Origin of the sequence: Actinoplanes sichuanensis (genome assembly GCF_033097365.1) — a bacterium.
GTDB classification, from domain to species: Bacteria; Actinomycetota; Actinomycetes; order Mycobacteriales; family Micromonosporaceae; genus Actinoplanes; species Actinoplanes sichuanensis.
The window spans coordinates 1,677,398-1,697,660 of the sequence record NZ_AP028461.1 but is presented as its reverse complement, the minus strand read 5'-3'; the positions used below and the strand labels follow the sequence as shown (position 1 = coordinate 1,697,660).

Genomic DNA, 20,263 nt, shown 5'->3' with positions numbered 1-20,263 from the left:
TGTACATCTGCTGCTTGTGACCCAGTCCTAGCAGTTGATCCAAGCGAATTCGCATCGCATGCTCATCGTCCTCGACACGGATCACCTCGAAGCAGAAACAGCATGTCGGATTTTTACTGTCGTCAGTCATCGATCCATCTGCTTGTCTTAATCCTATTAAGCAACGAATTCTTCGAGAGTTCGAAACTGGTCACTGGACCGCCGTCGTCCGCTCGGCGAATGACCGCATAGAAGCGGCCCTGCGCGAGATCCCTAATATATACCGCAGCATTGTCACTAGCCTGCCGTAACCTGCGGTCCGGGTTATTGATGATATCCAGGAGATCACTCTCATCCTTTCCGTCGTCGCCCGCCGCGAGCACGCCGTGGGTATCCCGTTTCACAGCCGGCGGCTCGACGACCGCACTGTCGCCTTGATCCCAGAGGTCATCACTCAGAGCGTCCTGCCGCGGCTTGGGAGTGTCCCCGTAATCGCAGTAGCAGTCGTCCTCGTGCGCCGAGTCATTGCAGTTATGGACGAGGATCGGTGTTTCCTGGGCGACGACGAAATAGGTGTGGATGTCGTCGACGGTGAGGTCACGCATCACCTTCGAGCCGGTGAAGTTCCTGACTTCGGTGACATATTGGATCTGGCCGTCCGGGCCGACCAGCGTGGATTCGCCCGCGACCAGGTCGGCCGCGTCGATCCAGGCGCCGGTGGTGGCGTCCCAGAACGGGTGGTGAGCCGTCGTCGCGAGCACCGCCGGCTCGGTTGGGCCGCGAGTGGTCCGGTCACCCTTGCCCTCGTTTACCGACTTGCCATCAACTGCCGTCGGCTGGTCCGACACGGTGACGTCAGTCAGCTCGACGTCACGGTTGGCATGCAGCAGCGTTACCGGTCGCGCCCCTTCCGCACCGGTCAGGGGGTCCTTGGCCAGAACCTCATCACCAGGGTTGATCTCAGAGATCGGCCTAGCGGAGCCGTCAGCCATGAGGACCAGGGTGTCCGGATCGAAGCTGTGCTTCTTTCCCGGCACCGGAATACCGGCCGTTCCCTTGCAGCCACGCCGGGCCGGTTCCGGGCGGTTGCCCTCGTCCGCCTTCTGATCAGGCCTGGCGTCGTCGGACTGACGCTTCGAAGGCTGGCTGTTCTGCGACTTCGGCTTGGCGGCCTTGGTCTCGCTGGGCTTCTTCTCCTTCTTGGGCTCCGTCTTCGGCTTCTGTGGCTTGGACTGCTTTGCCGGCTTCGGTTTGGGTTCGGGCTTCGGCTTGGGCTTGGGCTTCTTCTTCGCCGGGGGCTTGACCTTCTTCTTCGGCGGCTTCGGCTTCTTCGGGACCTTCTGCATGATGTCGTTCAGGTGCTTACGCGCCTGGTTCATCAAGTCCTGCGAACGCCGCATCACCGTCTGCGCACCGTCCACGATGCGCTTCCACGTGCGGTAACCCGTCAACGCACGGTCGGCCGCGTTGAACAACGAACGGCCGATCTTCAACGCCTTGATCGGACCGAGAGCGCTCATCGCCAGGTCGACACAGTCGAAGATGCTGCCGCCCAGACAACCGACCACCGAGTTGTAGCCGATCATGTCCAGCAGCATGCCGACACCAACCTGCAAGAGGATGTCCAGCAGCGACGTCTGGCTCTCCGCCACCGCCCGCTGATACTCCGCCTCCTGCGCGGCGATCTCAGCGCCGGTCGCCTTCATGTCCCGGTCGCGCTGCTCTACCTGACCGGTGTAGACGGCCAACTCGGCCTGGTACTGCTTCACGGCGCAGGCGTAGTCGTACTCACCGCACTTACCGTCGACCGCGTTGCCCGTGGTGTCGGTGTTCGACATCGGGTCACCCTCGGCATACGCGAACCGATTCGCCGCACCCGAGGCCGGTGTCGGGCTGTTGGTGGCCGTGTCACGGGTGTCGAAGGCGCCGGTCTGCGGGTCGTACCAGCGCGACCACATGTTGACCTTGCCGGTCGTCTGATCCGTCCACTCCTGCTGATAACCCAACCGGCCGGTCATCCCACCGGCAGCCAGCACCTTGCCCCACGGGTCGTACGACACCGAACCGGACAACACCGTCCCGGTCGCCGTGAACTCACCGACCACATCCGTGTGGGTATCGGTCCAGGCGTACCGGTTACCGGCTGCCGACTTCACACCCACCAGCTGGTCGGCGACGTCACGGACGTAGACGGAGCTGCCGTCAGCGGCCACGTCGTTACCCAGACCGGTATAGGTCAGGTTGGGCTGGATCACCCGGCCCAGACCGTCATAGCTGTAGGTGCTGCGACCACCGTTCTTGGAACCCTGCGTCACCACCTGGTTGAACGCGTCGTTGACGGTCTCCACCGTCTGGCCGTTCTGCATCGTGGAGGCCAGCGTGCCGCGAGCCGTGTACTGGTACGTCGTCCCGTCCGAGTCCGACGTCAGCTGGTTGCGCTGGTCGTAGGCGAACGTCTTGGTACCGGCCTGGGTCCGATTGCCCGACTTGTCGTAGGCGTACAACACCGGGGTGACGCCGTTGTCCCACTGGGTCAGGCGGTCGGCCAGGTCGTACTTGTAGGTGTTGGTGGAAGCCCCGTTGAAACCGGTGGTGGTCTTCTTGGTCAGGCTGTCGTTGAGGTTCCACTCGTAGGCGAGCTTGCCGACACTGACCCCGGCCGATGTCTTCAGCTCATCCGAGGCCAGGCGCTTCAGGTTGTCGTACTTCAACGTCCGGGTGTTACCGCCGTAGGCGATCGTCTCGACCTGCGACAGGTTGTTGTAGCCGTACGTCATGTTCACGCCGGCCGCGGTGTTCTGCACGCTCGCCGGCCGCCCGGCGTTGTCGTACCCGTAGGTGGTCGTCCCGGCGCCGTCGACCCGCTTGGTGGGCAGGCCGTCGTTGTTGTACTCGTAGGACGAGTTCCCCGAGACACCGCTGATCGACTTGACCAGACCGCGATCGTCGTACGCGATGGTGTTGGTGCCCGCCGACCCGGTGAACGCGGTCATCCGGCCGACGAGGTCGTAGTCGTAGGTCTTGTCGGCGGTCGCCACCTGCGCACCGGTGCCGGAGCTCTTCTTCAGGCGGCCCATAACGTCGTACTCGGACGTGACGCTCACCCCGCCCGGCGAGTCCAGGCGAGTGACCCGCCCGGCCTTGTCGTAGGCGAGCTTGAAGGTACGGTCGGCCGCGTTCGGCGTGCTCGTGGTCGCCGGTTCGATCTGCGACTCGACCAGGCCCCACGAGTTGTACGTGGTGACGAAGTTGTTCCCGCGACCGTCGGTGAACCGGGTCGGGTTGCCGGCCTTGTCGTACCCGAATTTCGTGACGATGTCGGTGTTCGGATCGGAGCCGGTCGGCTCGTTCTGCTCGGTCAGCAGCCCGAGAGCGTTGTAGTAGAAGGTCCTCTCGGTGCCCACACCATCGGTGGTGAGACGAAGGTTGCCGGCGTAGTCGTAGGTCTGGGTCCGGGTACGCAGAGCGGTGGTGCCACCCGGCGCGTAGTCGGACGACCGCACGGCCCGGCCTGCGTAGTCGTACACCACGGATGTGAAGGATCCGTCCGGTGAGGTGGTCCGAACCGGGCGGCCGGCGCCGTCGTACTTCGTCTTCGTGACGTTGTTCGCGGCGTCGATCACCTGCGTCGGCTCGCCGACGCTGTTGTACTTCGCCCTGGTGACGACGTTGCCGGGGCTGGTCACCTTGGTCGGCCACGGGCTGTTGGTGTACTCGTACTTCGTCGTGTACCCGGCACTGTCCTGACGCACCGCCGACGTGCTGTCGGTGGTCCGGCCGAGGTAGTCGTAGGTCGAGGCGACCGCCGAGCCGTTCGGGTCGGTGTGCATGAGCAGGTCACCGTTCGGCGTGTACTCGTACCGGGTGATCCCGCCGTCCGGAGTTGTGATCTTGGTGGTCCGGCCGAGCACGTCATACTCGTAGTCGGTCTCCGCACCGTTCGGGTCGATGGTCAGCTCGACCTGACCGGCCTGGTTGTATTCGACCTTCTTGAAGGCCTTGACCGGCTCGGTGCTGCCCGGGGCGGTGTACGCCGGCGACTGCGTCTCGACCAGGTTGCCGACACCGTCGTACCGGTTGATCGTGACCTTCTTGCGCGGGTCCTCCTGCTCGGTCACCTCACCGAAGGTGTTGTAACCGACCCGGTTGACCGACACCGCGGACTCCACCGAGCCCTCGCCCTCCACCGTGTAGAACGCCGGGCTGGTGGTGACGACCGGACGGCCGACCTCGTCGTTCTTGATGTAGGTGGTGTTGCCGTTCGGGTCGGTCACCGAGTCGACGGCGCCGTCGGCGGACAGCGCGTAGGTGGTCCGGCTGACCGAGGCCGACGTGGACGGCGCGGTGCCGGCGACGACCTGGCCGATCTCGGTGGCGGTCAGCGCCTTCTGATAGGTCTGCATGTCGCCGATCAGGCCGGCGAACGTTCCGCTGTCCGGGTTGGCGGTGCCGATGAGCAGCCCGGTAGCCCGGTTGTTGAACTGGAACTCGGTGGTCGAGATCCGGCCCTTCTCGACACCGTCGACGTAGAGCTGCGCGACGCTTGCCTCGCCGGCCCGGGTGGCGGGTGTGGCGACGACGGCGAGTTGCTGCCAGGTCGACAGGGCTGCGGACCCGGTGGTGTAGGTGCTCTGCACGGTCGTGGTGGTGCCGTCCGGCTTGCGTACGGCCATCTCGATCCGCCAGGCGTCGTTGGCCCGGTCGAAGAAGATGCGCATCGCGTCATCGCCGATGTCACCGGAGACCGAGGCCACGTACCTGTTGGCGTCCTTGATGCCGAGTTTGGCCTTGGCGGTGATGGTGAACGGCCGCAGGGTGTCCACCGGCGGGAGGGCCGAGAGATAGGCAGGCCCCGTGCCGGGGAACGAGAGTGCCCCGCCGTTCTCGCTGGTCCACGTGGCGGCGCCCTGGTAGGTGGCGCTGTACCGGCCGACCCAGTCGGAGGCGGTGGTGCCCGAGTGGTTCATCTTCCAGCGCGCGGTCGGCTTCAGGCCGCCGCTGAGATATCGGGTCTGCTGGTGGACCCGGCCCAGCCGGTCGTACGAGGTGTCGGCTTCCAGCAGCACGGTGCTGCCGTCGATGACCTGGCTGTTCACCACGTCGTCGTCGGCCGAGTAGGTGTACTTGGTGGTGCGGGTGCCGGTGGTGGTGACGGCCGGGGTGACCGTGTCGTCGGTGTCGGTGACGGTCACTGACGCGGCCGTTCCGCGCCCGACATTGTCGTAGGTGTGGTTAGTGGTGGTCAGGCCGTTGTTGGTGACCTGTTTGGTGCGGTTGCCGGCCTCGTCGTAGGTGTTGCTCTCCAGCACGTACGACTCCAGGGTGCAGCCCGGAGTCACGGCCGTGTCGCAGCCGTTCGTCCTGGTCACCGTGGCCAGCAGGTTGTTGTCGGTGTACGTGTACTTGGTCACGTACTTCATCGCGTCGGTCTCGGACGCCAGACGTCCCGCCGGGTCGTACGCCAGTGAACGGATCAGCCGGTTACGGTCGTCCGCGTTCTCGGCGTCCGGATCCTGCACCCACGTCTTCGTCTCGTTACCGGCCGCGTCGAACTCGGTCAGCTGGATCGTGCCGTCGGCATTGGTCTGCTTGTTCATCCGGCCGAACGCGTCGTACCCGTACCGCGTCGTGAAGTCCCGTTCGTCGGTCTCGGAGTCACGTCGGCCGAACGCATCGTAGGTGTAGGTCACCTCGCGCGACATGTCGCCGCCGCGCTCGTCGGACACCTTTTCGGAGAGCAACAGACCGTCAAGGTTGTACGCGAGAGTGGTGACCGGCCGGTGGACGGCGCCGGAGATCTCGTTGGTGACCTCGGTGTCGGTCGTCTTCACGACCCGGTCCAGGCGGTCGTGCTCGAACAGCGTCTGCGAGCCGATGTCGTCGACGCCGTCGGTCGTGCCGAGGTACTCGTACTCCTTGACGGTTCGGCCGAGGCCGTCGTACTCGTACCGGGTCACCGCACCGGCCGGGTCCGTCTGTTCCGCGATGTCACCGCTGGGGTAGTACAGGATCGTCTGCATGCCGCCGTTGGGCTTGACGATCTTCCACGGCAGGTCGGCCGGAGCGGTGCCCCCCTGGTAGCCGCCGGCCTTGTCGCCGTCGGTGTAGGTGATCGACGTCCGCCGGCCCAGTGGGTCGATCTCGCTGGTCCGGTTGCCGCGGGCGTCGTACTCGAAGGTGGTCAGGTATTTGTTGTCGGTGGCCGACGCCGAGCCGGGTCCGCGCTGCTGAAGCAGACGGTCGTTGCGGACGTCGGCGGGGTTGCCGGTATTGAGGTAGTACGTGGAGTACGACGTGGAGCAGTTGTTCGCCGACCGGTCCTGACAGTTCGTCGCCGAGACCACGTTGCCACGGTCGTCGTGCTCGTTGATCGTCATGTTGCCGTTGGCGTCGGTGATCGTGCGCAGGTTGCCCTTGCCGCTGTAGCCGTAGCGGGTGACGTTGGTCAGCGCGTCGACGTCGGCGACCTTACGGCCGTACATCAGGTCCTGGATGGTGCTGGTCGACGAGTTGTCGGGGCCGAGGATCGTGTAGTCGATCTGTCCCGAGGGGGCGGATTTGACCGCGTCGCGGGCCTTGAACTGGTACGACGCCTGGCTCGCGTCGAGTTCGGAGGCGTAGAACGCGACCTCGCCGATGGTGCCCTTGAAGTAGGAGGTGGCCTCGGAGGTGAGGTAGTAGAAGTTGCTGCTCGCCCGGTCCATGTAGCCGGCGCCGACGGTGTACGTGTGCTCCTGGTCCGGGTCCATGGCCCGGGTGCCGGCCGAGGACTGGGTCTTCACGCCGTCGACGTACAGGGCCTGGTTCGTGCCGTCCGTGGTCAGCGCCACGTGGTGCCACTTGTCGTCGTTGACCGCGGTCTTGCTGGTCAGCGACGGAAGCCACTTCTGCGCTCCGGTGCTGTTGCAGTCGTACAGCTGAAGGTCGGTGCCGTTGGTCTTGGAACTGCCGGGGATGTCGATGCAGCGACCGGAGGACGGGTTGTAGAGCGCCTCGGCCGAGGCGTAGAACTGCTGGGAGGCGCTGTTGTTGCAGGTCCACAGCTTGAGCAGGGTGCCGTTGGCGGTGCCGGCACCGTTCGGGGTGACGCACTTGCCGAGCACCTGGAGGGTGAACCGGCTGGCGGCGGCGTCGGTGGGAACCAGCGACAGGTTCTGTGCGGTGCTGCCGTTGCAGGCCCAGCTCTGGATCGCTGTTCCGTCGTTGGTGTTGCCGTTGTCGACGTCGATGCACTTGCCGGCGATGCCGATCGAGTTCATCGGGCCGGTGGGCGACTTCGACGGCGAGAGTCCTCGCAGCTTGCCGTCCGCCGTGATCCAGAGGCTCGGCATCTCGAGACGGTTGAGGGTGGCGAAGGCAGAGTACTTGGGGCCGAGCAGCATAGTCTTGGTGCTGGTGGTCTTGAACCACATCGACACCGAGTTGTCGCCCTTCGGCGCTGACCCGGACGGCAGCTCGACGAAGGAGCTGGTGCCGTTGAGGCCCGCGGCGGTGCCCGCCGTTCCGAACGGACCGGCCGATCCGAGGGTGATCATGTTGTAGGTGGCGGTGCTTCCGTTGACCTGGTTGACCGCCTGGGCGACGCCGCCGTACTTCTCGGCCATCCGCCAGTAGTTCGTCGGCGCGCCACCGAGGACCGCGCTCTCGTACACCTTCGACGTGCCACCCAGGACCGGGGCCTTGGGTTCCCAGGCCGAGCCGTTGCCGTCGACGACCCGGCTGACCCGGCCGGTCACGCCGTCGTAGGAGATGATCGAGGCGGCGGCCGTGGACGGGCGTACCACCCGGGTGAGCTGCTTGACCTCGGACTTCGCCGCCCACAGGTCCTTTACCAGCCGCTCGTCGACGGCGTTCTCGAAGAGCGCCACCTCGGCGATCGAACCGGCGAAGTAGTCACGGGTGCCGACGTTGCTCGTCGTGTTGCCGTGCGACTGGTTCGGCCAGCCGCCGCCGACGAAGCCCTTGCCGACGTACGAACTGTTCGGGCTCAGGTCCTGAACCGTCACACCGTTCTCGAAGTCCACCTGATCGCCGTCGACGTAGAGTTCCTGACGGTTGCCGGCGGCGGACAGCACCACGTGGTGCCACTTGTTGTTGGCGACCGTCGCCGTCGACTCCATCGGCGTGTGGTTGCGGTAGGTGAACAGCTGGTCGACCGGCCGGTTCTTGCCGCATGTCCAGATCTGCATCGCCGCGCCGGCCTGGCTGCCGTCGCCGACCGAGTCCATGCACAGGCTGGACCCGACGTTGATGATCTGCCCGTCCACCTGCACGTCCCATTTCTGGGTGGCGAAGGAGGCGTTGCAGCTGTTGATGATCAGGTCGGCGCCGTTGGTGACGCCCTGGTCATCGGTGTCGAGGCACTTGGTCACCCCGCCTGTGGTGACCAGCAACTGCTGATTCGTGGCCCAGGAGAAGACCTGGTTCGCCGCGGTCGAGCAGTTGGCCAGGGCGAGGACGGTGCCGTTGGTCGAGGTGTTCCCGGGGACGGTCAGGCACTGTCCCTGGCCGGCGGCGAGGAGCGTGCCCAGGGTCGTGCCGGGTTTGGGCGCCTTGGGGAAACCGCCCATGAGCCGGCCGTCGGCGCCGATGTACAGCGTCGGGTTGTAGGCGGTCCGCGTGGTCGCCGCGGTCGAGCTCGTCGGCTCCAGGGACTGGCCGTACAGCACGCCCTCGCTGCCGGTCTTGAACCACATGCTGATCGCCTGGTTGGTGGCGTCGCTGGCGAGTTTCGCCGGCACCTGCAACTGCGACGACGTGCCGTTGAAGCCGGCCGCGGTCGCCGACGTGCCCGCCAGCGGGCCGGGCTGGCCGAGCGTCACGCCGGTGTGGGTGGCGACGTCGGTGCCGCCGTTCTCCAGCATCTCGCTGTAGGCCTTGTCGCCGCTCGTCTCGGCCAGTCGCCAGTACGAGTGCGGTCGCGCGTTGGTCGTCGCGGTCGGGAACAGAGATCTGGTGGTCTCGTACTGGTAGGTGCGGCATTCGGTGGTGCCGGTCGGTGGGCACACCTTGGTCAGCGCGCCGTCGGCGTACTCGTAGGTCCAGGTGTTGATCGTCTCGGTGTTTCCGGGGGTGGCCGGGTCGGTGGAGACGGAGGTGACCCGCTTCGGCGCGGTGGCGTTCCACTGGAACGTCAGGGTGCGGCCGGAGGCCGCGGTGATCGTCGTTAGGACGTTGTCGGTGTAGGTGAACTTCTGTTTGCGCCCGGAGACGTCGGTGATCGACGAGATCGCGAAGCGTCCGTCGGCGACCTTCTGCGCGTATTCGTAGACCGAGCCGTCCTTCTCCCGCAGCCGGTAGCCGGCGTCGGCGGTCAACTCGGTGAAGGACGCGGCGAGCCCGGCCGGCGAAGACCAGGTGCCGTTGGCGTTGCGTCCGAACGCCATCTCGCGGCCGTTCGGGTAGGTCACCACCACGGTGTTGACGACCGCGGTGCCACCGATGGCCGCGCTCTTGACCACGGCCTTCGCGTCGAGCAGGCTCGACCATCCGGCGCCGAACGCCTGGTCCGAACGCGGGTCGATGCTGTTGTAGGCGCGGGAGATCTCCAGCGGCGGACCGACCGTGGCGACCATCGCGTCGCGGACCGTCGTGGTGTAGTTGCCGATCACCGGGTCGAAGCCCTGACCGGAGTTCTGCGACAGCCCCGAGGTGATCGACGGCTGCGGCACCGGTGTCACCAACAGATGCTTGGACAGATAGTCCTCGTTGTTGGTCAGGCCGTCGGACACCATGACGGTCCAGTAGTAACTCTCGCCCCAGACCATCTTCCCGGCCGGCACGGTCCACGACTTCTTGGTCGACCAGTTGCCGGAGTTGGCGATCTCGGTCTTGGCGTCCTTGCTGTACAGGATGAACCTGTACATCAGCGACTTGGGCCAGTTGTCCGGGTCCTGTGCGTCCGCGATCAGTTCCGGCTGAAGTGTCTGCGCCGCCGCGCCGTACACCGGGTACTGCTCGTTGACCTGGGCGTCGACGTTGTAGTCGTAGGTCAGCTCCAGGTACGGGTCGGTCGCCGCGCCACCGTAGTTGGCCGAGGTGAACCGCTTGAACGCGGTCGAATCGGTCTCCGACGCGGTCAGCGCGAGACCGAGGTTCGGCATCGTGCCGCTGGACCAGCCGTTGAACGTCGTGACCGGCAGCGACGCCGCCCGAAATTCACCGACGCCACGGTTGCCCGCGGTGTTCCCGCATGCCTTGGTGTTGTCGTTGATCTGCAACTGGCCGATCGGCGCCGAGTAGGTCGGGGCGTCGGCGAGCTTCCCGTTGTTCGCCAGGCTCGTCACAGTCCACGGCTCGGTGATCCGGTGGATGTTGACCGGCTTGAAGCTTGAGCAGTTGTAGGACCAGGTGTGGAACAGGACCAGCTTCGCCGACCGGATCTGGGTGCCCTTGAGGCCGTCGTTGTCGAAGTCGTCGAAGTGGATGAACGACCGCGACCGGGTGGTGCCGCCGTCCCAGGTGCCGACCGGCAGGTTGTCACCGTTGTGGTCGGTGGTGGACGTACTGTCGTCGGCGAAGACGTCACCGGTGTCGGCGGTCTTCCAGGTCGACGTCGGGTCGACCCGCACCGGGTACTGCCGAGCCGGGTCGTTGAGCCACGCCGCGTCGGCGGTCACCTTCAGCGCCTGACCACCGTCCCGGGTGATCAGCTCGTACTGCACGCCCGACGACTCGGCCGGTGCGCCCGACTTCGGGTCGACCTTCGAGTCCTGCATGTAGCCGGGCGGGATCCGCATCACGACGGCGCCGTTCGCGGCGACCAGGTCGATCGAGCGGTCGGTCTGCCTCTTCGGCGTGAGGCCGTCGAGCTTGAGCGGGAACACCCATTCGTTACCCGCGGCCGGCGACTTCAGGATCAAAGTCTCCTTGAGACCGTCGTTCAGCGACCGCAGCTCCAGGTCGGTTCCCGGCAGGATCTCCGGGTACGTGGCGGTGTCACCGTTGAGCACGGCCTGCACCGGGGCGGCGCCGTCGAGGTCATAGGCCATGGTGTGCCCGGACGCCGTGGTGATCGAGGCGAGCGGGTCGCCCTCGGACGTCGGTTCGACCGCTGCGGACGGCGTCGGCGTCGGCTCCTCGACGGCGTCGGTGCCGACCGCGCTCAGGCTCACGTCGATCGAGTTGGCGCCCGCGTCGAGACGGTCGCCGTTACGGGTCAGCGACGTGTCGATCGGCTGGTAGGAGCCGTCAGCGGCCCGATAGTTGACCCGCGAGTCGTGAATCTGGCGGGTGATCGACCCATCCTCGTTCTCGAACTCGGTGTACGTCGCCGTCGACTTCTCCGGCAGCCGCTCACTGGTCACCGGGTCGAAGCTGTTCTCGCCACCCGGCAGCGGCGGCGTCGTGAACCTCTTCGCCGCGGGCTCGGCGGGAAGAGCCGGGTCGACGGCGCCCTTGCCACGGCCCGGCGCACGCCCGGCGCCACCCTCAGCCTGGGTCTCGTCCGTCGCCACATAGTGGTCGTCACCGGTACCCGCACCGAGCTTCTGCTCAGGCAGACCAGTCACCGCACCCAGCGCCGCAACCTGCCGGAACGGAGACAGCAGCCCGGCCACCGGCCAGCCACCACCCTCCGGAACAACCTCCGGTGGCACACCGAGCGACAGCGCCACAGCCAAAGCGGTAGCGCCAGCGATCCCCCGCAGCATCGCGATCCCCGATTCTCACAGCAACTTCATGGATGCCGCGGCAGCATGCAGGGAAAGATATATATTTTCAAGATCTTGCACAGACCGCCCGGGAAGACCTATGCGCTGGTCAGCGCTCCGCTATGGCGCAAGTCACCGAGCAGACATCGACCATGCGGGTTCAGTCCGGGAGTTCGAAGCGCCTGGTCCGGGCTGCGCTCAGCAGGGTCAACAGGATGCCGCCGCCGACCAGGAACAGGCCGCCGACCAGCAGGGGCAGGCCGTCGCCGCCGGTGATCGGGTTCTCGCCCGGGTTACCGCCGTCGTCGGTTCGCGTCGGAGACGGCGACGGGGAACGCGACGGCTTCCGCGACGGGGTGGCCCGGGACGGGGAACGGGACGGCGGCGCCGACCGTGACGGGGAACGCGACGGTGACACCGACGGCGACGGGGTACGGCTAGGCGACACGGACGGTGATGGGGAGGCGGTCGCCGACGGCGAAGGGGACGGTGTCGGGGCCGGTACGGTCGGGTCGATCGAAGCCGGTGCGTCAGCCTGCGCCCCACCCGAGTTGTCCGGGGTGGTGCCGTTCGCCCGTACCAGGAAACTGCCGTGACCGGCCGCGATGTCCTCTGCCGTGAGGTGGTAGGGGTCCGATGTGCACGTCATGCTCTCACCGGGCGCCAGGGTCGTCTTCGGGCAGGTGACACCGACCGGCAGCCCACTGAGGGTGATGTTGTGCAGGGTGACGTTGCCGCTGTTGGTGACGACGATCGTCGAGGTGACGTCGTCGCTGGTGCCGAGGATCCCGTCACCGTCGGTGTCCGCCCACCCGACGGTCTGTTCCGCGCCGACGGCGGGTACCTGCGGCTCGACCGGGTTCTCGGCGGCTGCCGGGGCGGACTCGGTCGGGGTCGTGGCGCCCGGTTCGAGTCCGCTGGTGGTGGCCGCGGTGGTGATGATCCGTTTGCTGTCGATGTCGGCCTGGGTGACGATGTACAGCTTCGGGGCGACGCAGGTCATCATCTCCCCGACCGCCAGGGTGGGCTGCGGGCACGGGATCGCCCCCATCGTCACGTCGGTCACGGTCACCGTCGACATCGTCACGTTGCCGTTGTTGACGACCAGGTAGCGGTAGCGGATGCCGTCGCCGACCGCCGGCATGCCGTTGGTGGACGCGATGTCGGCCGGACGTAATGCCCTCTCCTCGATCGTGGCGGAGATGTCGAGGCCCAGGCTGCCGCGCCCGACGACCAGGCGGACCGTGGCGGCGTCGGTGTCGTAGGGGGTGTCGGTGACAGCGCCGTTGCGGCGGCCGGTCACCGTGGCCGGTTCCCGGATGGCGCGGTCGGCGTCGATGTCGGCCTGGGTGATCTTGTACGAGGCCTGGCTGGTGCAGATCATCGTGCCGCCGACCGGCAGGGTGGTGCCGGGGCATTGCGCGAGCCCGACCAGCCGGTCGTCGACGGCGATGTCGATGACCTCGAGGTCGCCGTCGTTGACGACGGTGTACCGGAACGCGACCGTGTCACCCACCTGCGCGGCGACCTGGTGTGCGGTCGGGGTGACCACGGCGACCACCGACAGGTCCAGGGAATCGGCGGCGACGGCCATCTGCTCGGTGTCGGTGGCCGGCCCGAACGTCTGGTCCGATGTGGCACCCGGGGCACGTGCGGTGACCGACACACTCTCCACGATCGGCTGGCCGGCCTCGACGTCGGGCTGGGTCACCCGGTACGGCGTACCCGCGCTGCAGGTGGTGGAGGCGCCCGCGGCGAGGGTCGCGGCCAGGCAGTTCGCCACACCCGTGCGGATGCCGGTGACGACGATCCCGGTCATCGTGACGTTGCCGGTGTTCCGGACGGTGAACTCGTAGTCCACGATGTCGTCACGGATCAACTGGTCGCGGTGGGCGCCCGGGGTGACCACGGCGTCGGCCAGGATGGTCAGCCCGGGTGCGGCCGGGACCACCGGGACACTCGCCTGTGGGGTCAGCAGCGCGGTGGCGGCCGGGTCGGACGGGCGGCGGCCGGAGACGGTCACGGTGGTGAGCACCGGCGTGTTCGTGTCGATGTCACCGGCCGTGACGGTGTACGAGGACGCGCTGTTGCAGATCATCGACGCGCCGGGGGCCAGACTGGTGCCGGGGCAGGTGGCCGTACCGGCGCGGGTGTCGTTGACGGTGATGTCGGTGATGGTCTGGTTGCCGTTGTTGGTGAGTGTCGTCCGGTAGCGGACCGTGTCGCCCACCTCGGCCGCCGTCTGGTGCCCGGCCGGGGTGACGAGCGCGTCGACGGTGGCGGTCAGTGACGGCGCACCGGTGGCGACGCCGGTGGAGGCGGTGGACGGGCCGTACGAGTGCGGTGCCGGGTTCCCGGTCTGTTCGCCGATCACGTAGGCGGTGGCGACGATCGGCTGCCCGCCGTCCACGTCGGACTGGGTCACCGAGTAGAGCGGGCCGCCCGTGCAGGTCACCGTGCCGAGTGGTCCGATCGAAACGTTGGGGCAGGTCACCGCACCGATCAGGCTGTCCGTGACGGCGAAGTTGTGCATCGTCACGTTGCCGTTGTTGGTGACCGTGTAGGCGTACGAGATGGTGTCGCCGGCCGCTGCGGCGCTCTGCCGGGCCGGATCGGAGACGGTGGCCGCACTGGCGATGGTCAGCGACGGTGCCGCCGCGGCGACCGGGGCGCTGGAGGTCCGCGGTCCGAAGATGACGTCGGTGAGGGTGCCGACCCGGCGCGCGGCGGCCTGGGCGGTGTCGGTGATCGGCAGGCCGACGTCGATGTCGCCCTGGGTGATGGTGACGGTGTTGGCACCGGTGCAGGTCGTGAAGGCGGTGGGCGCGAGCGACACGGCCTGGCAGGACGCTGCTCCGGAGAGGTTGCCGCTGACCACGAGGGTGTTCATGGTGACGTTGCCGATGTTGCGCACCGTGAAGGAGTACGTGATGGTGCTGCCGAGGGTGTCTCCGGTGGGTGCTGCGGTGGGAGTGAGCTGCAGCAGCGGGTTGGCCGGGGCGACCGGCACGGTGGCGTCGAACGGGCCGTAGCCGACCGGGGAACCGTCGGACGACTTCTCCGCGTTGACGGTGATCCGGGAGGTGACCGGGCCGCCGGTGTCGAGGTCGCCTTGCGTGACGGTGTAGGGCGAGCCGCTGGTGCACGTCATCTGGGCGCCGATGGCCAGCGAGGTGAACGGGCAGACCACGGCGGCACCGGTCAGCGCGTCGGTGGCACTGATCTGGTTCATCACCTGGTCGCCGTTGTTGGTGACGATGACGCTGTGCGTGATGGTGTTGCCGACCGCCGCCGCATACCGGTTGCCCGCGGGGTTGACCGCCGGGGTGATGGCGACCGTGAGGGAGGCGGCCGCCTGGGCCAGCGCGACGGTGTCGGAGCCGGTGGCGTAGGTGCTGGACGCACCGGCGCCCGGGGCGCGGGCGGTGAGGACGGCGTTGTCGGTGATCGGCGTCGCGGCGGTGATGTCGCCCGGCTGGACCGTGTACTGGGAGGCGCTGTTGCAGGTCATCAGCGCGCCGACGGCGAGTGTCGTGAACGGGCAGTTTGCGCCGCCGGCGATCGGGTCGGCCACCGCGATCGAGGACATCGTCACGTTGCCGGTGTTGGTGATGTCGTAGGTGTAGGCGATGGTGTCGCCGGCCTGTGCCTGGCTCTGCCGTGATCCCGGCGTCACGAACGCCGTGACCAACATGCTCAGTGCCGGGACGGCGGGTGCGACGGCGACGGTCGCGGTGAACGGCCCGAACGACGGGGTCGCGTTCGCCGGTGTGGTGCCGGTCGCGGTGGAACTCGCGGTGATCGGCTGGCCGGCGTCGATCCGGGCCTGGGTGACCGTGTACGGCATCGCGCTGGTGCAGGTCATCGACGCGCCGACCAGCAACGAGGTGCCCGGGCAGGTGACGGTTCCGGCGAGCGCGTCGGTGAGCCCGATCCCGGTCATCGTCACGTTGCCGTCGTTGACCACCGTGTATGTGTAGGTGATCGTGTCACCGACCCGGACGGCGTTCTGGTGTGCCGCCGGTGACACGGTCGCCACCGCGGTGACCGAGAGCGACGGTGCGGCGCCGGCCACCGGCACCGTCACGGTGTTCGACCCGTAGACGGTGTTGCTGACCGCTCCGGGATGGCGCCCGGAGACCGAGGCGGTCGACGCCACCCCGGTCGCCGCATCGACGTCGCTCTGGGTGACGGTGTAGCTGCCGACCGACGTGCAGGTGGCGGTGGCTCCGGCTGCGAGCGGGCCGGCCGGGCAGGTGGCGGCGCCCAGCCGGGTGTCGCTGACCACGATGTTCGACATGGTCACATTGCCGTTGTTGGTGACCGTGTACGAGTAGGCGATGGTGTCGCCGGCCCGGACCGCGTTCTGTCGGGCGATCGGGTTGACCGTCGGGACGACCGCTACGGCGAGCGCCGGTGCCGCGACGGCGACCGGCACGGACACCGTGAACGGGCCATAGGAGCCGGTGGACGCGCCGGGCGCCCGGCCGGTGACGGTGGCGCTGTCGACGACCGGGGTTCCGGCGTCCACGTCGGACTGGGTCACCCGGTAGGACGAGGAGCTGGTGCAGGTCATCGTCGCGTTCACGGCCAGGGTGGCGGACGGGCATCCGGCGGTGCCGGTCTTCGTGTCGGTGACGGCGATCGAGGACATCGTGACGTTGCCGTTGTTCGTCACCGCGTACGAATAACCGATCGTGTCGTTGGGCGCCGCGGCGCTCTGCCGGGCCGGCGGCGTCACGCTCGCGATGACCACCGCGGTGAGTGACGGCGCGGCCGCGACCACCGGGACGCCGGTGGAGAACGGTCCGAAGGTGCGGGTGGTGTTCGAGCCGGCCAGCCGTCCGCCGACGGTGGCCGAGTCACGGATCGGCACCCCGTCGTCGACGTCACTCTGCGTCACCACGTACGGGCTGCTGCTGGTGCAGGTCATCGACGCGCTGACGGCGAGCGTGGTGCCGGGGCAGGTGACCGGCCCGCCCTTGGTGTCGGTGACGGAGACCTGGCTGAGGGCCGCGTTGCCGTCGTTGACCACCACATACGAGTAGGTGACCGTGTCGCCGACCTGTGCCGCACCGGTATGTCCGGCCGGGTTGACGGTCGCGGTCACCGTCGCCCGTAGTGACGGGGAACCGGTGGCGAGCTGCACGGTGACCGGCGCCGGGCCGAAGCTGACCGGGGCCGCGCCGCCGGGCGGGCGGCCGGTGACCGTCGCGTTGTTGTAAACCGGCTGCTGCGCGTCGAAGTCGGCCTGGGTGATGGTGTACGGGACGGGACTGTTGCAGACCATCTGGGCGCCCGCGGCCAGCGTCGTGCCCGGACAGTCCGCGGTCCCGGTCAGCGCGTCGCGCACCACGAGCTGATTCATCGTCACGTTGCCGTCGTTGACCACGGTGAACCGGTAGGTGACGGCGTCTCCGGTGACCGCCGCGTTCTGCCTGCTGGACGGGGTGACCGTGGCGACGCCGGTGATCTTCAGGGAGGCGTTGCTGGGGCTGATGGTGACCGCGGTCTGTGCGGTGTCGTTGCCGGACGCCGGGTCGGTGCTGTCCGCCGACACCACCCGGACCACGTTGTTCGGAGTGCCGGCGCTGAGCGCGGTGCCGGACAGGGTGAGGGTGACCGATCCGCCCGAGGCGAGCACCGGGATCGACCAGCGGCCGGTGCCCGGGTCGTAGCTGCCGGAGCCGGTGCCGGAGCTGATCAGCAGTCCGGTCTGCGGCTGCACCTGGATCACCACGTTGGCGACGTCGGACGGGCCGGTGTTGCGGGCGGTCACGGTGAACTGCACCGGGTCGGTGGCGACCACGGTCGGGGTGCTCGTGGTCTGGGTCAGCTCGAGGTCGGAGATGTGCTCGACGGTCGCGGTCGTGGTGGTGCTGTTGTTGCCGGCGGTCGGGTCGGCCGAGGTCGACGACACGGTCACGGTACGGGCGAACGAGTTCCCGCTGTAACTCGTTTTCAGCAGCGTGTCGAAGGTGATGTCCCAGGTCGTCGAGGCGTACATCAACGGTCTGGTGCAGATGAACACGCCGCCGTCGGGGGTGATGCCGTTGAGGTCGGTGGTGCCCTGGAACGAACAGGTGCCGGTGCTGGTAGTGGCCGTCGGCACGGTCTGCCCGGCCGGGACGGGCCGCTGGACCACGACGCCCTCGGCCCGGGTCGGCCCGGCGTTGCTGACCGTCACCACGCTGCGGATCCGCTCGCCGGGCACCAGCGTGGTGCCGCCGCGGTCCGGGTTGACCAGGGTCTGCGTCACCGACAGGTCGCCTTTGAGCAGGACCGTGAAGTTGGCTGTCTGCTTGTCGTTCGCCGAGTTGTTGTCGGTGGTGGTGGTGACCACGGTGACCGTGGCGGTGCCCGGCCCGGCCTGCGCGTCGGGCCCGAGTACCACGGTGCCGCCCAGCATGATCGGCGGCCCGGGCGGCAGGTGCGGGATGGTGCAGGCGGTCGGGGTGCAGTAAGCGGCCATCGGCCCGGTGGCCGGCCGGACGATCGTCACCCCGGGTGGCAGGACCGGGATGAACGAGATGTTGTCGGCCATCGACGGGCCGTTGTTCTTCACCGCGAGGGTGTACGTGGTGCTCTCCCCCGCGTGCGCCGTGTAGGTGCCGAGGGTGAGGGTGATTCCCACGTCGGCGACCAAGGCGCTCGCCCCGGTCACGGTGGCGATGTTGTTGTTGACGTCCGGGTCCGGTGTGGCCGCCTTCAGCGAGACCGCGTTGTTGACGACCGGATTCGCGTTGTTCAACGTCATCGTGATGGTGGCCGTCACCGAGGCCCCGGAGGCCAGCGAGGCGAGCGAGCATTCGATGGTGCCGGTCGTCGTGGTGGCGCAGGTGCCGCCGGGCAGGGTCGCCTGCGCGTTCGTCGAGCCGACGGGGATCACCTCGGACAGCACGATGGTCCGGGCCGTCGACGGACCGGTGTTGCTGACCACCACGGTGTAGGTGATGGTGTCGCCACCGGCCGGGTTCGCCGGCGCATAGGTCATGGTGACGCCGAGGTCGGCGCTGCCGGTCACGGCGCTGCTGGTGGACGCCGTGTTGTCCGACTGTTTCGTCTCGTAGGTGGCACTGGTGATGGCCGCGCCGACCGTGTAGGCGGTGCCGGGTGTCTCCCCGGAGGGCACGTTGCCGGTGATCGTCATGGTCCGGTTGGCGCCCGACGCAAGACTCGGATAGTTGCAGGTCGCCTTGGTTCCGCTGACCGAGCAGGTGCCGCCGGTGGATGTCGCGGTCACCCCGGTCAGTCCGGACGGCACGGTCGCGGTGAGCACCACCGAGGCCGCCGTGCTCGGACCCGCGTTACCGGCGGTGACGGTGTAGGTCGCCGATTGACCGGCGACGACCGTCGAGCCGGACAGGGCCGCGGTCACCGACAGGTCGGCGGCAGGGTTGACGGCGATGGTCGAGGTGTTCGAGGTCGAGGTGGGCGAGGTGTTGGTGACCACCTCGGTGTAGCCGGCGGTCGCGTCGTTGGACAGCGTGCTGCCGGCGATCGACGAACCGACCACCACCTGGTAGGACAGCGTCTGCGACTCGCCCGGGGCGAGGGTGCCGCCGACCGACCCGGTGGCGCCGGTGCCGACCCGCAGTTTCACGGTTCCGGTGCCGCTCACGTACTCGCCGACGTCGTCACCGGACGCGTCCGTCGGTTTCGTGGTCGTCGTTCCGGTCACCGAGCGCAGCGAACCCGGCACATAGGTGGTGCCGGCCGGCAGCACGTCGGTGATGGACGACAGGGTGGCCGGGGTGCCTCCGTCGTTACGGGTGGTCACCGAGTAGGTGAGCGTGTCGCCGACATTCGCGGTGGTGGCCCCGGAACTGTTGGCGACCGACGTGGTGGTGGTCAGACAACCGGCCGAACCGAACGACACCGCGTCGAGGAAGTTGCCGATACTCGGGTCGACGCTGGCCGACGAGACCGACTTGAACGCGAACCGGGTCTTGGTCTGCCCGGCCGGAACCGTGTACGTGCCGGTATAGGAACCCCACGTGTTCTTGTTGTCGGACAGGTTGGCGCCCTGCTGCACGAGCGTCCCGGTGGGCGGCCCGATGATCACCGCCATCGTGTCGGTGCCGGTCCGGCCGCGGTGGTTGAGCTGCCAGCGCAGGATGGTCCCGGGAATCGTGTCGAGATCCTGGTACAGCGTCGACACCATGTTGGCGTTGAGCTCGGCGTGCTGGCTACCGGACGCCGGGAGCACCCCACCGTAGCCGCGCCACAGTTCGATCATCTTGTCGGTCGCGGTGGTCAGCCAGCCCGGCACCAGCGTCTGCGCCATGATCGACACCTGGCCGGCCGAGATCACCGGCTGCTCGAAGTCGCCGTTGGTGAGCGACACCGCCGTCGGGCAGACCGTCTGCGCGGCCATCGCGGGCGTCGTCCGGAACGGCAGGACCAGGGACAGCGCCAGAATCATGGCGAACGCGGCGATGGTGAACCCGACACGCCTGACTAGCCCACGCACGGACTCCCCCGTTGCTCTGGTGACGCAGGCCGGAAGCCCGGCCCTACCCGGGCCATTGCAGGCTAATACGACATCAAGACCACAAAAAAGAAATTCCTCATATTTGTACGGCCACCCGAACCGTTCCAGTCGGTGCAATCGTCAGGCATTTCGGGTATAG

The 20,263-nt window shown here is 67.7% G+C and carries 2 protein-coding genes; both read right to left on the bottom strand.

The genetic code is table 11. The features are described 5' to 3' along the window. Positions 1 to 122 precede the first annotated feature (122 nt). Entirely contained in the window at positions 123 to 11,594 is an 11,472-nt protein-coding gene (locus Q0Z83_RS07360) for a ricin-type beta-trefoil lectin domain protein (RefSeq protein ID WP_317793048.1), read from the bottom strand. 196 nt (positions 11,595 to 11,790) lie between these two features. Beyond that, complete coding sequence (locus Q0Z83_RS07355; protein WP_317793047.1) at positions 11,791 to 20,103, bottom strand: DUF7507 domain-containing protein; 8,313 nt, start codon at positions 20,101 to 20,103, stop codon at positions 11,791 to 11,793. Between the last annotated feature and the right edge of the window lie 160 nt (positions 20,104 to 20,263).